This is a genomic window from Polyangiaceae bacterium, assembly GCA_016715885.1.
Lineage (GTDB): Bacteria > Myxococcota_A > Polyangia > Polyangiales > Polyangiaceae > Polyangium.
The window spans coordinates 112,418-127,107 of sequence record JADJXL010000018.1 but is presented as its reverse complement, the minus strand read 5'-3'; the positions used below and the strand labels follow the sequence as shown (position 1 = coordinate 127,107).

General features: G+C 59.9%; 11 protein-coding genes. 5 read left to right on the top strand and 6 right to left on the bottom strand.

Annotated elements, in window-relative coordinates; all coding sequences use genetic code 11:
* The first annotated feature begins 22 nt into the window (after positions 1-22).
* Together IPM54_21725 and IPM54_21720 are read left to right on the top strand one after the other, a co-directional pair.
* On the top strand, positions 23-1,321 hold the full coding sequence (locus tag IPM54_21725; GenBank protein MBK9262409.1) for a 6-phosphofructokinase: 1,299 nt from the start codon (positions 23-25) through the stop codon (positions 1,319-1,321).
* Between the two features lie 10 nt (positions 1,322-1,331).
* Complete coding sequence (locus tag IPM54_21720) at positions 1,332-1,808, top strand: GNAT family N-acetyltransferase (protein ID MBK9262408.1); 477 nt, start codon at positions 1,332-1,334, stop codon at positions 1,806-1,808.
* Between the two features lie 604 nt (positions 1,809-2,412).
* Here the strand turns inward: IPM54_21720 and IPM54_21715 are convergent.
* The 4 genes from IPM54_21715 to IPM54_21700 all read right to left on the bottom strand — a co-directional run bounded on the left by IPM54_21715 (position 2,413) and on the right by IPM54_21700 (position 8,671).
* Positions 2,413-4,011: a DUF4139 domain-containing protein gene (locus IPM54_21715; GenBank protein MBK9262407.1), complete on the bottom strand. Its 1,599-nt coding sequence runs from the start codon at positions 4,009-4,011 to the stop codon at positions 2,413-2,415.
* The gene (locus tag IPM54_21710) at positions 4,004-6,172 is read right to left on the bottom strand and encodes a DUF4139 domain-containing protein (protein MBK9262406.1); all 2,169 of its coding nucleotides are present in this window, start codon (positions 6,170-6,172) and stop codon (positions 4,004-4,006) included. Before IPM54_21710 ends, IPM54_21715 begins: the two co-directional genes overlap by 8 nt.
* Positions 6,173-6,301: 129 nt before the next feature.
* On the bottom strand, positions 6,302-6,664 hold the full coding sequence (locus tag IPM54_21705; protein ID MBK9262405.1) for a phage holin family protein: 363 nt from the start codon (positions 6,662-6,664) through the stop codon (positions 6,302-6,304).
* A gap of 159 nt (positions 6,665-6,823) precedes the next feature.
* Positions 6,824-8,671, bottom strand: coding sequence for a DNA mismatch repair protein MutS (locus IPM54_21700; protein ID MBK9262404.1), 1,848 nt, complete (start codon positions 8,669-8,671; stop codon positions 6,824-6,826).
* A gap of 26 nt (positions 8,672-8,697) precedes the next feature.
* Between IPM54_21700 and coaBC the strand changes: the two genes are divergently transcribed.
* Together coaBC and IPM54_21690 are read left to right on the top strand one after the other, a co-directional pair.
* Complete coding sequence (gene coaBC, locus IPM54_21695; protein ID MBK9262403.1) at positions 8,698-9,954, top strand: bifunctional phosphopantothenoylcysteine decarboxylase/phosphopantothenate--cysteine ligase CoaBC; 1,257 nt, start codon at positions 8,698-8,700, stop codon at positions 9,952-9,954.
* A complete protein-coding gene (locus IPM54_21690; GenBank protein MBK9262402.1) occupies positions 9,951-10,721 on the top strand; it encodes a CPBP family intramembrane metalloprotease in 771 nt (256 codons plus the stop codon). The genes coaBC and IPM54_21690 overlap by 4 nt, the downstream gene beginning before the upstream one ends.
* 73 nt (positions 10,722-10,794) lie before the next feature.
* Here the strand turns inward: IPM54_21690 and IPM54_21685 are convergent, their stop codons facing one another.
* Positions 10,795-11,628 carry a hypothetical protein gene (locus IPM54_21685; GenBank protein ID MBK9262401.1) on the bottom strand — a complete coding sequence of 278 codons (834 nt, stop codon included), beginning with the start codon at positions 11,626-11,628 and terminating at the stop codon, positions 10,795-10,797.
* A gap of 194 nt (positions 11,629-11,822) precedes the next feature.
* Positions 11,823-12,572 carry a YebC/PmpR family DNA-binding transcriptional regulator gene (locus IPM54_21680; GenBank protein MBK9262400.1) on the bottom strand — a complete coding sequence of 250 codons (750 nt, stop codon included), beginning with the start codon at positions 12,570-12,572 and terminating at the stop codon, positions 11,823-11,825.
* Between the two features lie 466 nt (positions 12,573-13,038).
* Here IPM54_21680 and IPM54_21675 point away from each other — a divergent pair, with 466 nt between their 5' ends.
* Entirely contained in the window at positions 13,039-14,688 is a 1,650-nt protein-coding gene (locus IPM54_21675; GenBank protein ID MBK9262399.1) for a hypothetical protein, read from the top strand.
* Positions 14,689-14,690: the final 2 nt, after the last annotated feature.

The following is a 14,690-nucleotide window of genomic DNA, read 5'->3' as shown; positions in this document are numbered from 1 at the left end:
CAGCGATGCTAGGGCCCCGGTCATGAGTCACGGAGCGAAGAAAGTCGGCATCCTCGTGGGCGGGGGTCCGGCGCCGGGCATCAATGCGGTCATTGGAGCAGCAACGATTCGCGCGCAGCTCTCCGGATACGACGTCGTTGGAATTCTGGATGGTTTCCAGTGGATCATAAACGGCGACACAACGAAAACGCGTCCACTTTCGATCGACGACGTCAGTCACATTCATTTCCGTGGCGGCTCTTTTCTCGGCATTTCACGATCGAATCCGACGAAATCACAAGATCTTCTCGAAGAGAGCGTGCTCTCTCTCTTGCGCCTCGACGTGGACAAACTCATTACGATCGGCGGTGACGACACGGCTTTTTCCGCATCGCGCATTGCGGAGCAATCGCAAGGTCGATTGCGCGTGGTGCACGTGCCCAAGACGATCGACAATGACCTCGATTTGCCAGGCAATGCAGACACGTTCGGATTTCAAACAGCGCGGCACATCGGCGTGGAAATCATTGAAAACTTGATGGTCGACGCGCGCACGACGCATCGCTGGTACTTCGTCGTCGCCATGGGTCGAAAAGCAGGCCATTTGGCGCTCGGCATTGGCAAAGCCGCCGGCGCGACGCTGACGCTGATTCCCGAAGAATTTCCTTCGACCGGACACGTTCGATTGAAAACCGTCGTGGATTTGCTCGCTTCGGCCATCATCAAGCGGCTCGCAATGGGTCGCACCGATGGCGTGGCGATCATTGCGGAGGGACTCGTCGAACGCATGGAAGAGACGGATTTTGCTGCGCTCCAGGGCGTCGAGCGAGATGCGCATGGGCACGTGCGCATTGCGGAAATCGCCTTTGCGGAAATCCTGAAGCAGGAGGTTCAAGCGCGGCTCAGACAACACGGAATCAAGATGACGATCGTCCCGAAAAACATCGGCTACGAATTGCGCTGTGTCGATCCCATTCCGTACGACATGGAATATGCTCGGGATTTGGGGTATTGCGCGGCGAGGTTCTTGGCCGAGGGTGGTACGGGGGCGGTCGTGGCGATGATTCAAGGGTCGTTTCAATCGGTACCGTTCGATTCGATCATGGATCCGACGACGGGACGAATGCGCGTGCGCATGGTGGACATTTCGAGCGATCGTTACATGATTGCGCGTCGTTACATGCTTCGGCTACGCCAGGACGATTTCGAGGACAGCCAGCTCCTGGCCGGGTGCGCTCGCGTGATGGGCATTTCGATTGACGAATTCCAAGAGCAATTCGAATATCTCGTCAAAAACGAACCTCAACCGCGCCGATTTTACACACCTCCTTCCGATGAATGACGTTTTTCCCATGGAACCGACCCTCATTCGACAGGCTACGCCGGCCGATATCGACGCATTGGCAGAAAACCACCGCGTCATGGCGTTCGAAACGGAAAACAAGACGCTCGATGCCGACACCACGCTGCGGGGAACGCGTGCGGTATTGGAAGACGCATCGAAGGGGTTTTACCTGATCGCGGAGCGCTCGGGGGAAATGGTTGGGCAGCTCTTGATCACGTTCGAATGGAGCGATTGGCGGTCGGGAACGTTTTGGTGGATTCAATCGGTCTACGTGGTCCCTTTGGCGAGGCGTACGGGCGTGTATCGCGCGCTTCACGACCACGTGCTCATGGAGGCACAAAAGGCAAAAGACGTATGCGGCGTGCGGCTCTACGTGGAGAAATCCAATGGCCGCGCGCAATCAACGTACCGAGCGATGGGCATGCAGCCGGCGCATTACGACATTTACGAAGTGGATTTTGTGCTGGGTGAAGCTCGGGCGTGAAAGTGCTCGACGACAAACTCCGTTTTCGTGACGGTTGACATCCCCCGATTTCGTGGTATTCTCGCCGTACTCATTATGTCATCTCCCCCTATCGCGACGCCGATGGCAGCATCCAGCGAAATCCATGATCCCGTCTGGAGAGCACTCCAAAACGCACCACTCTCGGACGAGCCCCTGTCCCATGAAGAGTTACTGATCGTCGCTGACGCCATCGAAAGAATACCTCTTGGTCAACGGGGGGTCGGATCGGAGCAGGTTCGCGCAATCGTCGAAGAAATGCGCCGCGCCTCATGCGAATGAGATGGTCATTCGAATGGCATGAAGCGGCACTTCATGGTTTGCGCAACCTGCCGTGGCGAACAGCGGCAAGACTCGATTCGCTTCGCCGAAACGGGAAGCGGCAACGTACGCGCAGTCTCACCCGCGAAGCTCAACGTGTTTGAAATTCGCGTAACCGGAGCCGTCGCTATTTTCATCGCGGATCAATCCACTAGCACACTGCACGTCGTTGGTGTATTCGCCCGATCATGAGCTGGTTTGCGGTGGCGCGGCGCAAATTTCAATCGCCTGCAAAATTCGCAGGAGCCGATGCGCTAGCGACCTCTCAAAACTCCGGCAACACCACCTTCGACCCAGCTCGCACCTCGTAAACAAAACTCATCGTCTTCGTCGCCCGAGCCGCCACATCGATCGTAGCCCGCAAAAAACCATCCTTTGCGTCGAGCTTGAAGGGGCCCGCGTCGATCATCTGAATCTCGACTTCGTCGATTTCACTCACCGGCACTCGCTCTTGCACCAATACACTTCGCCCCGTGTCCGACAAATTCGACAAATAGAGCGTCACCTTGCGCCGTATTCGCTGCGCACCCGTGAGCGACTGCGTCTCCCGCTCCTCGTCCTCCGTACGCCGCACACGAATACCATCATCCGCGCCAAACCCTAGCTCGAATGGCTCGCCCTTGCCCACGAAATCCATTTTCGCCCGCCCCACGACGCTCGCCCCACGCGCAAGTCGCACCGGACCCGCCAACAGCGGCCCGCTTCCCACGAGCGTCGCGGTCGCACGCACGTGCGCCGCAGGCGACCGCGACGCCATGAGCACACGCGCAACCTCTGCGTCCAAGTTCGTCCGGCCAATCTCCACGCGAAACGGCCTTCCATTCGACGGCAAACTCACTCGCTCTTTGCCCGCATATTGGAGTGGCTCGCCACCATCGTCCACCCCGGGCATCTCCGCCACCTCGCGCGCTCCCCGTTCGAGCCCCGCAAAGTCGATCGTTTGCTCACGCGCCGCTACCACGACATTGCGCCGCTCTTCGTCCGTCTTTTTGCGACTCGATAGCACATCGTCCGCAAGCACCGGAGGCGATGCCGCTTTCGCCGGGCGCGCCGTCGAAAAGCGTACTTCCACGTCGTTCCATTCTTCGCCGGTGCTTTGCCATGCCACGGCATACGTAACGATTTCCATTTTGCCCGTTTTGGCATCCGGTTTGTCCGTCAAAAGACGCGCGAGATGCTCGGGCCGCCATAATGCGCACGGCAGCCGATAACAAAGCTCGACTTCGACGTCGCCCGCTTCCTCCGCATCGATTTCGACTTCAATCACCGCATCGAGCCGCGGTTTTTCAATCAATCCCTCGGAACGACGGCGTTCGGCAAGCTCCGCATCTTGCTCCGCTTTGGCCTTGTCGGCGCGCGCTTTTTCCAATTCGCCAAGCGTGACCTTCGCCGCCCCATCAATCGCTCGCCACGCTTCCCGATACGAAGCGACGACCGCCCCATCGGCTGCGTTTTTCGGCCCGAGCGCCACCGACTTGACCCATTGATCACTCAATTGAAAATGCTGCTGAAGCACGCGTTGCGTCCGCTCGATCGCTTGCTCGGCCGCAATGATTTTTGCGCGAGCCTCCCGGGCTGCGCGTTCCAGCGCGTCGATTTCCTCCCGCCCAAGCGCCTGCTCGAGATGCACCTGTCGCAATACGCGCACCGAAAGCACACGCGCCGGCCCATGGATGACCTTCGCCTGCACCGTGCCATCGTCGACCAACAGCGACACGCCCGTACACGCTTGCATTTGCACGCCACGCGTCACATGAAATGCAGCTCGACGCACGACCTCCGCGCGATCCTCGAACATCGTCACGCGTTCGACCCGCGTTTTTCGTCCGTCCTGACGAACCTTTTCCACGACGATGTCACTCACGACGGTTTCCTCCGACAATCTCGCTCTTCGCCGGCAATTTGATGCGATAACTGTATGCGACTTTCGCCTTGCCGCCCGCAGCCACATCGACGCGGAACCTGCGGCCTCCACGAATGGGCACTCCAATGTCGCTTTGATCGTACACCTCGGCAGCGGGCTCCGCCGACATGACTTTGATGCTCACGTCTTTGTCGTCCGTCACGGGGATACGTTCGAGCACTTCGATGTTCACGGGCATGCCGAGCGACGATGTCATATCGATCGTGATGTGATGATCGGCATGGGTCGACCCGCCGAGCAACCCCGCCGAGCTTTCTTCGACGCGGGCATTTCGTGCAATTCGTATTCGGTCTTCGACGCCGAGGCCCACGACGAATACGCCGCCGCGATCGACCGCAGCCACTTCGGTGTTGGTCACGAGCCCCCCGTCGAGAAATACATCAATGGGCCCGGCGCATAGAGGTGCACCGAGTGGGTTTTCAATGAGCGCCTCGCGGAATACGTCCGTCGACTCACGCGGGGCCGTGCGAAATCGCGGCGTGGCGGACCCTTCGCCCGCGAGCACGTGCACGCGATGCGGACGGCCATTGGAAGGAATGTCGCCACGACCTACGGCGTCATAACGATGATCGAAATGCCCGCGAGTCGTGAGCGGATCCTTGGTCCACGCAGGATTCGGCAATGCATCGATGCACGCTTTCGCGAGCGATGCTTCCACTCGCACGGAATCATCGGGCAATCGAGTAAGCCGGCCGCGGCGGTGTTTTTCCGCGCCGGGCAGCATGAGCGAATCGAAATCGAGCCACGCATCGTCGGGTTCAATGGATAACGATGCATCGATGTCCTCCACCGTATCGGGCGCTTGTTCGAGAAGTGGCATGTTCAGCGTCGAAGGACCACCATAACCACCTCCACCTGGCGCGGCGGCCGACGGCGGCGCTGGAGCGCCAAATGCAATCATTGTCTTTTTTGCTTTTTTCACCGATTGCGGCGGCGGTGCGCCCCCACTTCGCGCCTTATCGAAAAAACCTCCACCCTTCGCGCGAGCGGGCATCAATCCAGCCGGTATTGCTTCCATCGCCCCTTCCTCGAGCGTCACCGTACTGACCGGAGACGGCATGGCTCCCGCCGTCGCTTGCATCGTCGGAGGCGCAGCAAATGCGGCGGACGGTCGCGGAGGCGGCGGAGGTGCAGCTTCCGTGGAGCGCAGGGCGTCGATGCTGACCTTCGGCAGCGGTCGCTGCATCTTGTCCATCGCGGCGTCGTACGCTTCGAACATGGTATCGAGGCCCGGAGGTGGCGCGCGATAGCCGCGTTTTTGCGGCGGAATTGCGCGCCCGAAACGAAGCGACGGGAGCTCGGGCAACCGCGCATCGCGCACGAGATCCGCGGTCGAAAGCGACATTTCGACGCCCGTCCAGTCTTCACCGGAATTTTGCGCGACGAGCGCATCGAGCTCGATACGCACACGCGTCGCGCCTTTCGTGAGCCACGCCTTGTACGTGGGCCAAAAACGCGCCGCGAGCACGACATACTCGATTTCGAGCGCTTCGAGCGGAGTTTGTCCGGGCCCCAATCGCACGTGACACGACAAGGTTGGTCGCGACGCACCTTCACGCTCGGCGCTGCGCGCTTGCACTTCGGCCACTCGAGCGGCATCCACGGCGCGTTCGGCTTGTTCGATGCGGCGATCGAGCTCGGCGATACGCGCATCGAGCACCGCAAGCTCGTCTTGCACGAGGCGCGTCATGGCGAGGGCATCGGCGATGCGTGATCGAGCGTTTGCCTGGTGAAACCTTCGATCCATGCCGAGGTTGAACTGGATGCCTGCGAGCTGATTTCGGCGGCCCATGACGTGCGTGCGTTCTTCACGCAAAGCGATGCGCATGGATTCCGCAGCTTGAACGCGCTCGGCAGCGGAGCCGAGCTCTGCGGGGCCGTCTGGAACGACAAACCGAGCGAGCACCGAAACGACTTGGCGCGATCCTTTGACAACGGCGCGGAAACTCGCGGGTTCGGCAAAAGGCGTGATGCCGGTGGCCACGAGCTCGCAAGACTCGGCAGGTAAAGGCGACGGCAAGGTGACCACGCGGGTGACGACGGCGCCGCGCGCGTGAACGACGACGCGATGAATGCGACTGGTCAGAAAGGTGGGCGACATGAGGAGGCGCGAGGATACAACGGAGGGGTAGCGTTCACGACGGCAAACGACGAGGCTGCCGGCGCGATGCTGACATCATTCTCCATCCATATTGTATGTTGGAGAAGCAGCGCCAATTCGATGATGTGATCAGAAGATTCGAGGCAAGAGCCATGCGGCGACCGAAATCAGCCCGGCGGACCCGACGAGCGGCCCGAACCCCTTTATCTCGAAATCATCAATGAGCTTGTCCGTTACATAGAGCAAGATCGTATTCACAATCAGGCCGAGCATGAGGTAGGCCAGGCCAAACGTGAGCACGGCGGCGGGCAGGAGCACGATCGCGAGCACGGCCTTCAAGAGCCATCCGACGACGAGATTCAGGACGGCGAACGCAGCCGCGATACCGATCGCCGTCTTGCCGTCGCGAATTCGCACACCGGGCATGATCTTGCTCGCGACGAGGACTGCGATTCCCGCTGCGATCGCTTGAATGATGAACGTCTTGAACATCGGGACTCCGTTGGGGCCGGTTACCGCATGTGTCGTGCGGGCCCGCGCTCCATCCTCTTCATGACGCAAACGCGCGTCCAGAGCAACCCGATGTCCCAGAGTCGTATGCATTGGTCTGGGAAAGTGAAAGGGTCAGCGTGCGCAGACGACACCATTTACTTACTCGTCTTCAATCCCCTTCACCGCGATACCCACGATTTTCATGAGACGCAGCGCATTCGTCGTCGATACGACGCCTGGCGAAAGCACGTAATCGAACGTCATCTTGTTTTCGTGTACCAATTCCTTGAAATGCACGTTCACCACACGCCCATTCGTCGTTTCCGCCATGTCCGCCAATGCCAAATCGTGCGATGTCACCGCACCAATGGCACTCTTTTGGAGCAAATGCACGACGACCGCCCGCGCACCTATGTGACGCTCGCGCGAATTCGTGCCGTGTAAAACTTCATCCAGCAAAAAGAATACCGGCTCGCCTCGATCCGCAGCGTCCACGACGCTCTTGAGCTTTTCGAGCTCGGCATAAAAATGCGAAACGCCGTGCTCCAGTGAATCGCTGATTCTCATGCTCGTGCGCACCGAGAGCGGCGTCATTCGCAATTTTTTCGCACATACGGGCGCACCCGCTTGCGCAAGCACCGCTGCCAATCCCATCGAACGTAGCCACGTGCTCTTGCCGCTCATGTTGGACCCAGTCACGAGCAGCGAATGCCCCGGACCTGGCAATTCCACGGAATTGCCCACGCGGCGATCGGACGGAATCAATGGATGTCCGAGGTTTTCCGCAGAAAAGCATGGCGGACCTTCCTCGACGACGGGATACGAATACGTCGGATGCTCGTACGCAAATGCCCCCATGCTCGAAAGCGCCTCGATTTCACCGAGCGACTTGAACCAACCGCGCACGTTTTTTCCAGCACGCGCACGGAAATGCTCGAGTGCGTACCCGCAAAACACGTCCCAGAGCAGAATGATGTTGGCCGCTAGATACACGAGACCACTGTTGCGCAGTTCGACGAACCCCAAGATTCGCTCGAATGAAGCGAGCTCTTGCGACGCGGGACGCGTGTCTTTGCCGACGCCAAGGGATTCTCGCAGCGATTGCAATCGCGGAGCCTCGAACGGCTCGGCTTCGATGCGCGCAAACATGCCCTTGTAACGGCCGAACGGCGATTCTTTCGAGGCCGCTTTGGCCAGCATGGGCGCGACCTTGCCGCCGACCAAAAACAAGACCACGAGCTGCAAACCAAACGGCACGTACCACGCACGACGAAGAAGCGCAGGCGCTGCGTCGCCCATGATCGTCGCGACCGTGAACAGCACGATGGTGAGCGGTACCAGGACAAACGCCGCCCGCACGAGCGCTCGATCGAGCCCCGTTCCAAGCACGGGAGGCAGCTCCGCCCAGCTCACGAGCGGTTCGACCGAACGACCCCGCGAAGAGCCGGAAACACCGAGCGCCGCCAAGTCCTCGCGAAACGCCACGCGCGTCGAGAGCTCACGCACCGCTTCTTGACGCGCAGCGATCTCCTGCGGAGATGCGCGCATCGCAAGCCACGCAGCGAGCGTCCATGTGCCCGGCACCGTGCGCGTGTCGTCGAGTAGTTGGAACACCGACGACGGTCCGAACACGTCGAGATCCACGGCGTACGGATGCGTCGGGTCCGCAGCAGGCGAGCTCGGCAAAGGCTCGGGAAGTTTGTCCTGGGTTCGCTCGAGCCAACGATCGACGATGCCGATGCGCGACTTGACTTCGGTCTCGCGCGTGACGAGCCCACCATGCACCGCGACGATCGCGAAAAACACGAACCACGCGAGCGCCACGAGCACCCACGCGTACGCCGGCACATCGCGCGTGGCTGCGTAAATGAGCGCTGCGATGGCCACGAGGAAAAGCACGCCGCGTAGACCGGACAAACGAGCGGAACGTGCGGCGAGGGCTCGTTCGAGCGTCGCGAGGGTTTCACGACGAGAACGCAAGGCTGAGGCTGAGGCGGAATCGGACACGCGCGCAGCCTAGCGCGGGACGAGGCATGTACGCTCGATGGATTTCGTGCAAACCTTCCGGAGGCATGTCCGCCGCATCGTCTCAACGTCCAACGATCGTGCTCGCCGTGAGCGGGAGCATCGCTGCCTACAAGGCCGTCGAAGTGGCTCGACTGCTCGTCAAAACAGGTGCCCGCGTGCTGCCGCTTTTGACGCGCGCGGCCAAGGAATTCGTTGGTCCACAAACGTTCAGCGGCATCACGGGCGAACCCGTGGCCGAAGACATGTTCGACCCGACGTTCGCTGGTGAAAAGCACGTCGACCTTGGACGAAAGGCGGACCTGGTCCTGATCGTGCCCGCGACGGCGGACCTTTTGGCACGCATCGCCTCGGGCCGAGCGGATGACTTGCTCACGGCGCTCGTGCTGTGCGCATCGTGTCCCATCGTCGCTGCTCCCGCGATGCATCCGCGCATGTGGGCGCATCCGGCCACGACGCGTAATGTCGCGACGATCTTGGGAGATGGTCGCGTGTCGTTCGTGGGGCCGGTCGATGGAGAGGTCGCTTCGGGCGAACGAGGCTTCGGGCGAATGGCCGAACCAGAAGAGATTGTCCGGGCCGCACTGTCGCTGCTCGCACCGCGTGATCTCGAGGGTTTGCACATCGTCGTGACGGCGGGGCCGACGGTGGAAGACATCGATCCGGTTCGCTTCTTGGGCAATCGTTCGACGGGCAAGATGGGGTTTGCCCTGGCTGAACGAGCTGCAGCACGAGGCGCGCGCGTGACGCTCGTTGCAGGGCCCGTGTCGCTGCAAACGCCGCATGGAGTGCATCGAGTGGACGTGCGTGGGGCGCTCGCGATGAAAGCGGCCATGTGGGAAGCGCTCGGGACAAACCTCGACCAAGCGGACGCGCTCGTGATGAGCGCTGCGGTCGCAGACTATCGGCCTGCGGAGACGAGCGCGACGAAGAAGAAGCGCTCGGCGGAGCCGCTCGAATTGAAGCTCTTGCCGAATCCGGACTTGCTCGCCGAAGTGGGTGCGGCGCGACGTGCAACGAAGCCCGTGCTCGTGGGATTCGCGGTGGAAACGGGCGAAGACGAGGCGATCGTGGGATATGCTCGAAGCAAGCTGGAAACGAAGCGTGTGGACATGGTCGTGGCGAACCGAGCGGATGAAGCGTTTGGGCGAGAAGACAATCGGGCGACGATCGTGACGCGTGACGGAGCGGAGCCGCTTGGAGTGATGTCGAAACGAGCGCTCGCGGACGGGATCCTCGATCGGCTTCTTGCGAGGTGCCGGTGAGCGACGCGGAAGAAAAGAACGTCGACGCGGCGGAGGAACAAGATGCCGACGCAGCGGAAGCAGATGCGGGCGAGGACGAATTCGCGGAGCCCGCGTCGTCGAGAGAAGCGTTTGTCGTGGCGGGTGGGGTGACGGCGGTATGCACCGCAGCGATAGCGTTTGCCTTTTCGAACCCGGGCAGCCCGCTTTTGCTCGGCTCGCTTGGATGCGTGTACGGCGTGCTCGCGGGCTATACGGTGCATCGATTGAGGCGCCGCGGGGAGCTCGACGACCAACTACGTCCGCGTGCGGGTGATCTGTCGATTGGAGCGCTCGTCGCGGCGCTTTTGTATGCGGTCGCGATGGCGGTGCACTTGATTTTGACGTCGCCACCGTCGCCGAGAGCAGCTTGGATCATGCAGGTGTACGCGGCGCTGGGCGATCCGGCCTCCGAGTATCGGCATATCGTGGGCGGGTTTGTCTTTGTGGTCGCGGCGCTCGAAGAATTGGTTTGGCGGGGCCTCGTGATGCGGGTGCTCACCGAACGGTTCGGGTGGCTGCGTTCGTGGCTGCTCCAAGCGGCGCTGTTTGGCGTGGCACACGTGCCCACGATGATTCTGCTTGGAAATGCGCGCGTGGGCCCGAATCCGCTCCTCGTTGCAGCAGGCGTCGCATATTCGCTCGTGTGGGGGCGATTGGCGATGCGCACGGATCGCCTCGCACCGGCGTTGTTTGCCCATGCGCTCTTCACGTGGGGCGTATTCGAATTTCCGATTTGGAGACCGTAATGGGTTTTCCCAAAGCAAAACGCCCGCGGGGATTGCCGCGAGCGTTTTCATGAGGGGCGCGATGATCTGAGAATCAGCGGCTGTTGCGATTGCGGCGTCGAGCAACCGAAATGCCGGCCGCTGCCATGCCCATCATCACGATGGCTGCCTCGAACGGCGAATCCTGCCCTGGAGCAGCAGCGCAGAAGCCTCCGCCTGCATTGGCGCTACCGTCGCAGTCGCAGCCGCTCAGCGTGCACACGCATTCTCCGCGCGCCGACACGTCGACCTCGAGCCCTTGTGCAGCGAGCGCACTGATGCAGCTCTCCACGTCGGTCGCGTTGACATACTGACCGTTGCAGAAAAGGCCGCCGCTCGGCTGCTGGCAGGCAACTCGGCAACCACCTTCGACGTCCGCATAGCATTTGATATCGCAATCGAGGTTCACGTTCGACGTGCACGCGCCGGTGCAACACTGATCGCAATGCTCGGTGCACGAGCTGGGAACCACTTTGCAGTTGGTGCGGCAGTGCTGCGTACAGCTCGCCTCTGCGTCCGTCACGCAATCCCGATCCGGATGCGAAGCTTGGCAATCCGCGATGAACGGTTGCTCGCATTCGTCGTGACAACCTTGAATGCAGTCGAGTTTGGCGGGGTCACACTGCGCAATGCAACTCACGCCGCAGTTGCCAGTGCATTGGGACGTCGCGGTCAGCGAGCACCCGCCTTCGCACGCTGCAATGAACTTGAGCGGCGTGCACTCGGCTTCGCATCCCCCCTCGACCTTGACTTCGCAGCCTAGGCCGTTCTTGTTGAAGTCGAATTTGCCGCATTGAGGGGGCGTGTCGATGGCAAGTGCCGAAGACGCAGAGAGCAAGAGAGCTGGGAGAGCAAGAAACGAAAGAGCGAGTTTGCCGAAGTTCGTCATGAGTTCTTCCTTCCGAGGGTCAAGCGAAAGACTACCAGGCCTGGCGGTCCACAGGCGCACGCACAACGCGCCTTAACCGGCGATGGACGAAGCTTCATGCAAAAACTTCAGCACCAAAGGGTTCGAATGTTGCTGAGAAGCGGGGGCACCAAGACGACACGCTGTGTCGGTGCGCAACGATAGGAGGGCGTGGATCAGCCTTCCATGCGCGAGAGCTCTTCGTCGGAGATGTCGAAGTCGGCGTAGACGTTTTGCACGTCGTCGTGATCGTCGAGCGCATCGAAGAGCGTCATGCACAGCTCGGCATCACGGCCCGTCGTGGGCTTTTTGTTCTTGGGCACATACGCCGGACCGCTCGATTTGACGGCGATTTTGGCAAAGTCGAGCGCGTTGACGACCGCGTCGACCGCGTCGATGGCGCACGTGACTTGCCACTCTTCACCTTGATCGACGTAGTCATCGGCGCCTGCACCCACGGCAAGCTCCATGAGCTGGTCTTCGTTCGCGGCATCCTTCGCGAGCGTGATGACGCCCTTGCGATCGAAGGCCCAGCCGGCCGTTCCGGACGAACCCATCGCGCCGTTGCTCTTTTCGAAGACTTTCCGGATTTCCGCGACGGTGCGGTTCTTGTTGTCCGTCATCGCTTCGACCATGAACAACGTGCCGCCGGGACCGGTGCCTTCGTAGAGGATCTCTTCGTAGTTTGCCCCTTCGAGCTCGCCGGTACCGCGCTGGATGGCGCGTTTGATCGTGTCGGCGGGCATCGCTTGACTACGCGCGTCGGTGACGGCTTTGCGCAGGCGCGGGTTGCCGTCGATGTTTCCGCCACCCATACGGGCTGCGACGGAGATCTCTTTGATCAACTTGGTGAAGAGCTTGCCGCGCTTGGCATCGAGCGCGCCCTTCTTGCGCTTGATCGTGGCCCATTTGGAATGGCCGCTCATCGCTGTCGTGCTCCTCTAGAATGCGCGCACGCAGCGCGCCCTTCGTCAAAACGGCCGGGAAGGTAGCGAGGTGCGTGGTTCGAAGCAACCGAACCGTCACCTCTTGGCGTTTTTTTTGTCCCCGCGGCCGTGTGTCCAGACGCGCCTCGGTGATGTAGATGCGCGTAATTTCAAGAAGTGCGCCTGAACATCCAGACAGACTGAACTCGCTACGCACTGCATCGCGCACGACAGATCTGTTCTGATCGGTGCAGAGCACCGCGTTCGAACACTCCGACGCACCTCCTTGTCGGCATGTCAACGCGTTTGTCCGTGATGCTGGACGTTGGCTGGGTGGGGCGATGGTTGGAATTTTGGGAGGATGGTTGAGACGAACCGGTCCTTGAAGCGGTAGGACGCGCGGTAGAATTTTCGCTGTTGCTTGCACCGATCGCCCAGAGTAGCTTCGACACTAGCGGGTGTTCATGTGGCGGAGCAGGAGTCAAAAGCAGGTCAGGAACTCGTGATCGGGCTGGTGGGGGCAATTGGCACCGATCTGAGCCGTGTGGAGATTGCGCTGCAACGAGCGTTCAAGGCGGTGAATTATACGACACAATCAATCAAGCTAATCGACAAACTCCCAGCGCCTGCGCCAAAGGAATTAGCAAGAGTCGACCAACGCTATGCGCGCAAAATGGACGCAGGTAACGAATTCCGAAAGCTCTTGCAACGGAAAGATGCCTTGGCGTTGCTTGGAGTCGCGGCAATTCGGAACGCGCGGTATCAGGCACATCAGCCGCTCGACAAGAACAACATGGACCGGCCGATTGAGAGGTGCGCCTATATTCTTCATTCATTAAAGACGCCCGATGAAATAAAGACGTTGCGAAGAGTGTATGGCAACAATTTTCTTGTAGTCGCGGCGTATGCACCTCGATCAAAGCGGGTCGATGTCCTTGCAGAGAAGTTCAAGTCTTATGGATCCACTCGTGAGCAACATAGGGCAGATGCTGAGCGGCTTGTGGAGCGGGATGGGAAAGAGCACGGCGAGAGTTTTGGTCAGAATGTCCAAGCGGCGTTTTGGCTGGCCGACGTATTTGTTGATGCAAGCAAGGTCGACCCTGGTAAGCCGGCACAAGAAAACGAATCGATTGATAAAGATGTTTTGCGATTTGTAAAGCTATTGTTCGGGCACCCATTTGAGACACCGACCAGAGATGAGCACGGGATGTTCCAAGCCTATGGTTCTGGGTTACGCTCGGCATCCGCCGGGCGTCAGGTCGGAGCAGCAATTACACGCACAGATGGCGATGTCGTGTCAACCGGCACGAATGAGGTCGCCAAACCGGACGGTGGTCAATACTGGTCGGATGACGGCGAAGACAACCGAGATCACAGACGCAGTGGTGATTCCAACGAAGATATGGCGCGGAACATCATTGTCGATTTTCTCGTTCGGTTACAGTTAGAAGGTTGGTTCAACGAGTCCAAAAAGGGCATGCCTTTGCATGAGCTTCAATCGGCAGCCGAGGACTTCCGAATGGAGGACGGCGAAAAAAGAGGGGTGATGTATCCGTTTCGACGGGAGATTGCTGAGAGCCACGGACTATCCTCCCTTGCCGAGAACGCGCGTGTGAAACGTGTCATCGAGTATATTCGCGCCGTTCATGCAGAGATGGCTGCGTTGATGTCCGCTGCTCGCAGGGGCGTCGCCGTCGACGGGTGTACGCTGTACTCGACTGCATTCCCATGTCACGAGTGCGCCAAGCACATTGTCATGGCTGGTATTCGTCGAGTCGTTTTTATCGAGCCATATCCCAAGAGCCGTGCGGCTGATCTTTACGATGATTCCATTGACATCGATGCGACATGTGAGGATGGCAACCATCACAAGCGGGTTCCATTTGTTCCTTTTGTGGGCATAGCTCCTCGAATGTATATGGATTTGTTTTCCGCTCCCGAGCGCAAGGACGAAAAGACAGGCAAATGGATCGAATGGGAGCAAATTCGGCAGACACAGACTCCAAGGCTCGGAGGTGACATCAATACATATGTCGAGCAGGAGGAGGAAGCTGCAACGATGCTCGAAGGACTCATCAAGGCGAATAGGAAACTGAAAGAAGTAATCGCGGGTTGAGG

Coding starts and splice junctions, on each gene's coding strand:
- IPM54_21725 (MBK9262409.1), top strand. CDS start 23: ATGAGTCACGGAGCGAAGAAAGTCGGCATCCTCGTGGGCGGGGGTCCG.
- IPM54_21720 (MBK9262408.1), top strand. CDS start 1,332: ATGGAACCGACCCTCATTCGACAGGCTACGCCGGCCGATATCGACGCA.
- IPM54_21710 (MBK9262406.1), bottom strand. CDS start 6,172: ATGTCGCCCACCTTTCTGACCAGTCGCATTCATCGCGTCGTCGTTCAC.
- IPM54_21705 (MBK9262405.1), bottom strand. CDS start 6,664: ATGTTCAAGACGTTCATCATTCAAGCGATCGCAGCGGGAATCGCAGTC.
- coaBC (MBK9262403.1), top strand. CDS start 8,698: ATGTACGCTCGATGGATTTCGTGCAAACCTTCCGGAGGCATGTCCGCC.
- IPM54_21685 (MBK9262401.1), bottom strand. CDS start 11,628: ATGACGAACTTCGGCAAACTCGCTCTTTCGTTTCTTGCTCTCCCAGCT.
- IPM54_21680 (MBK9262400.1), bottom strand. CDS start 12,572: ATGAGCGGCCATTCCAAATGGGCCACGATCAAGCGCAAGAAGGGCGCG.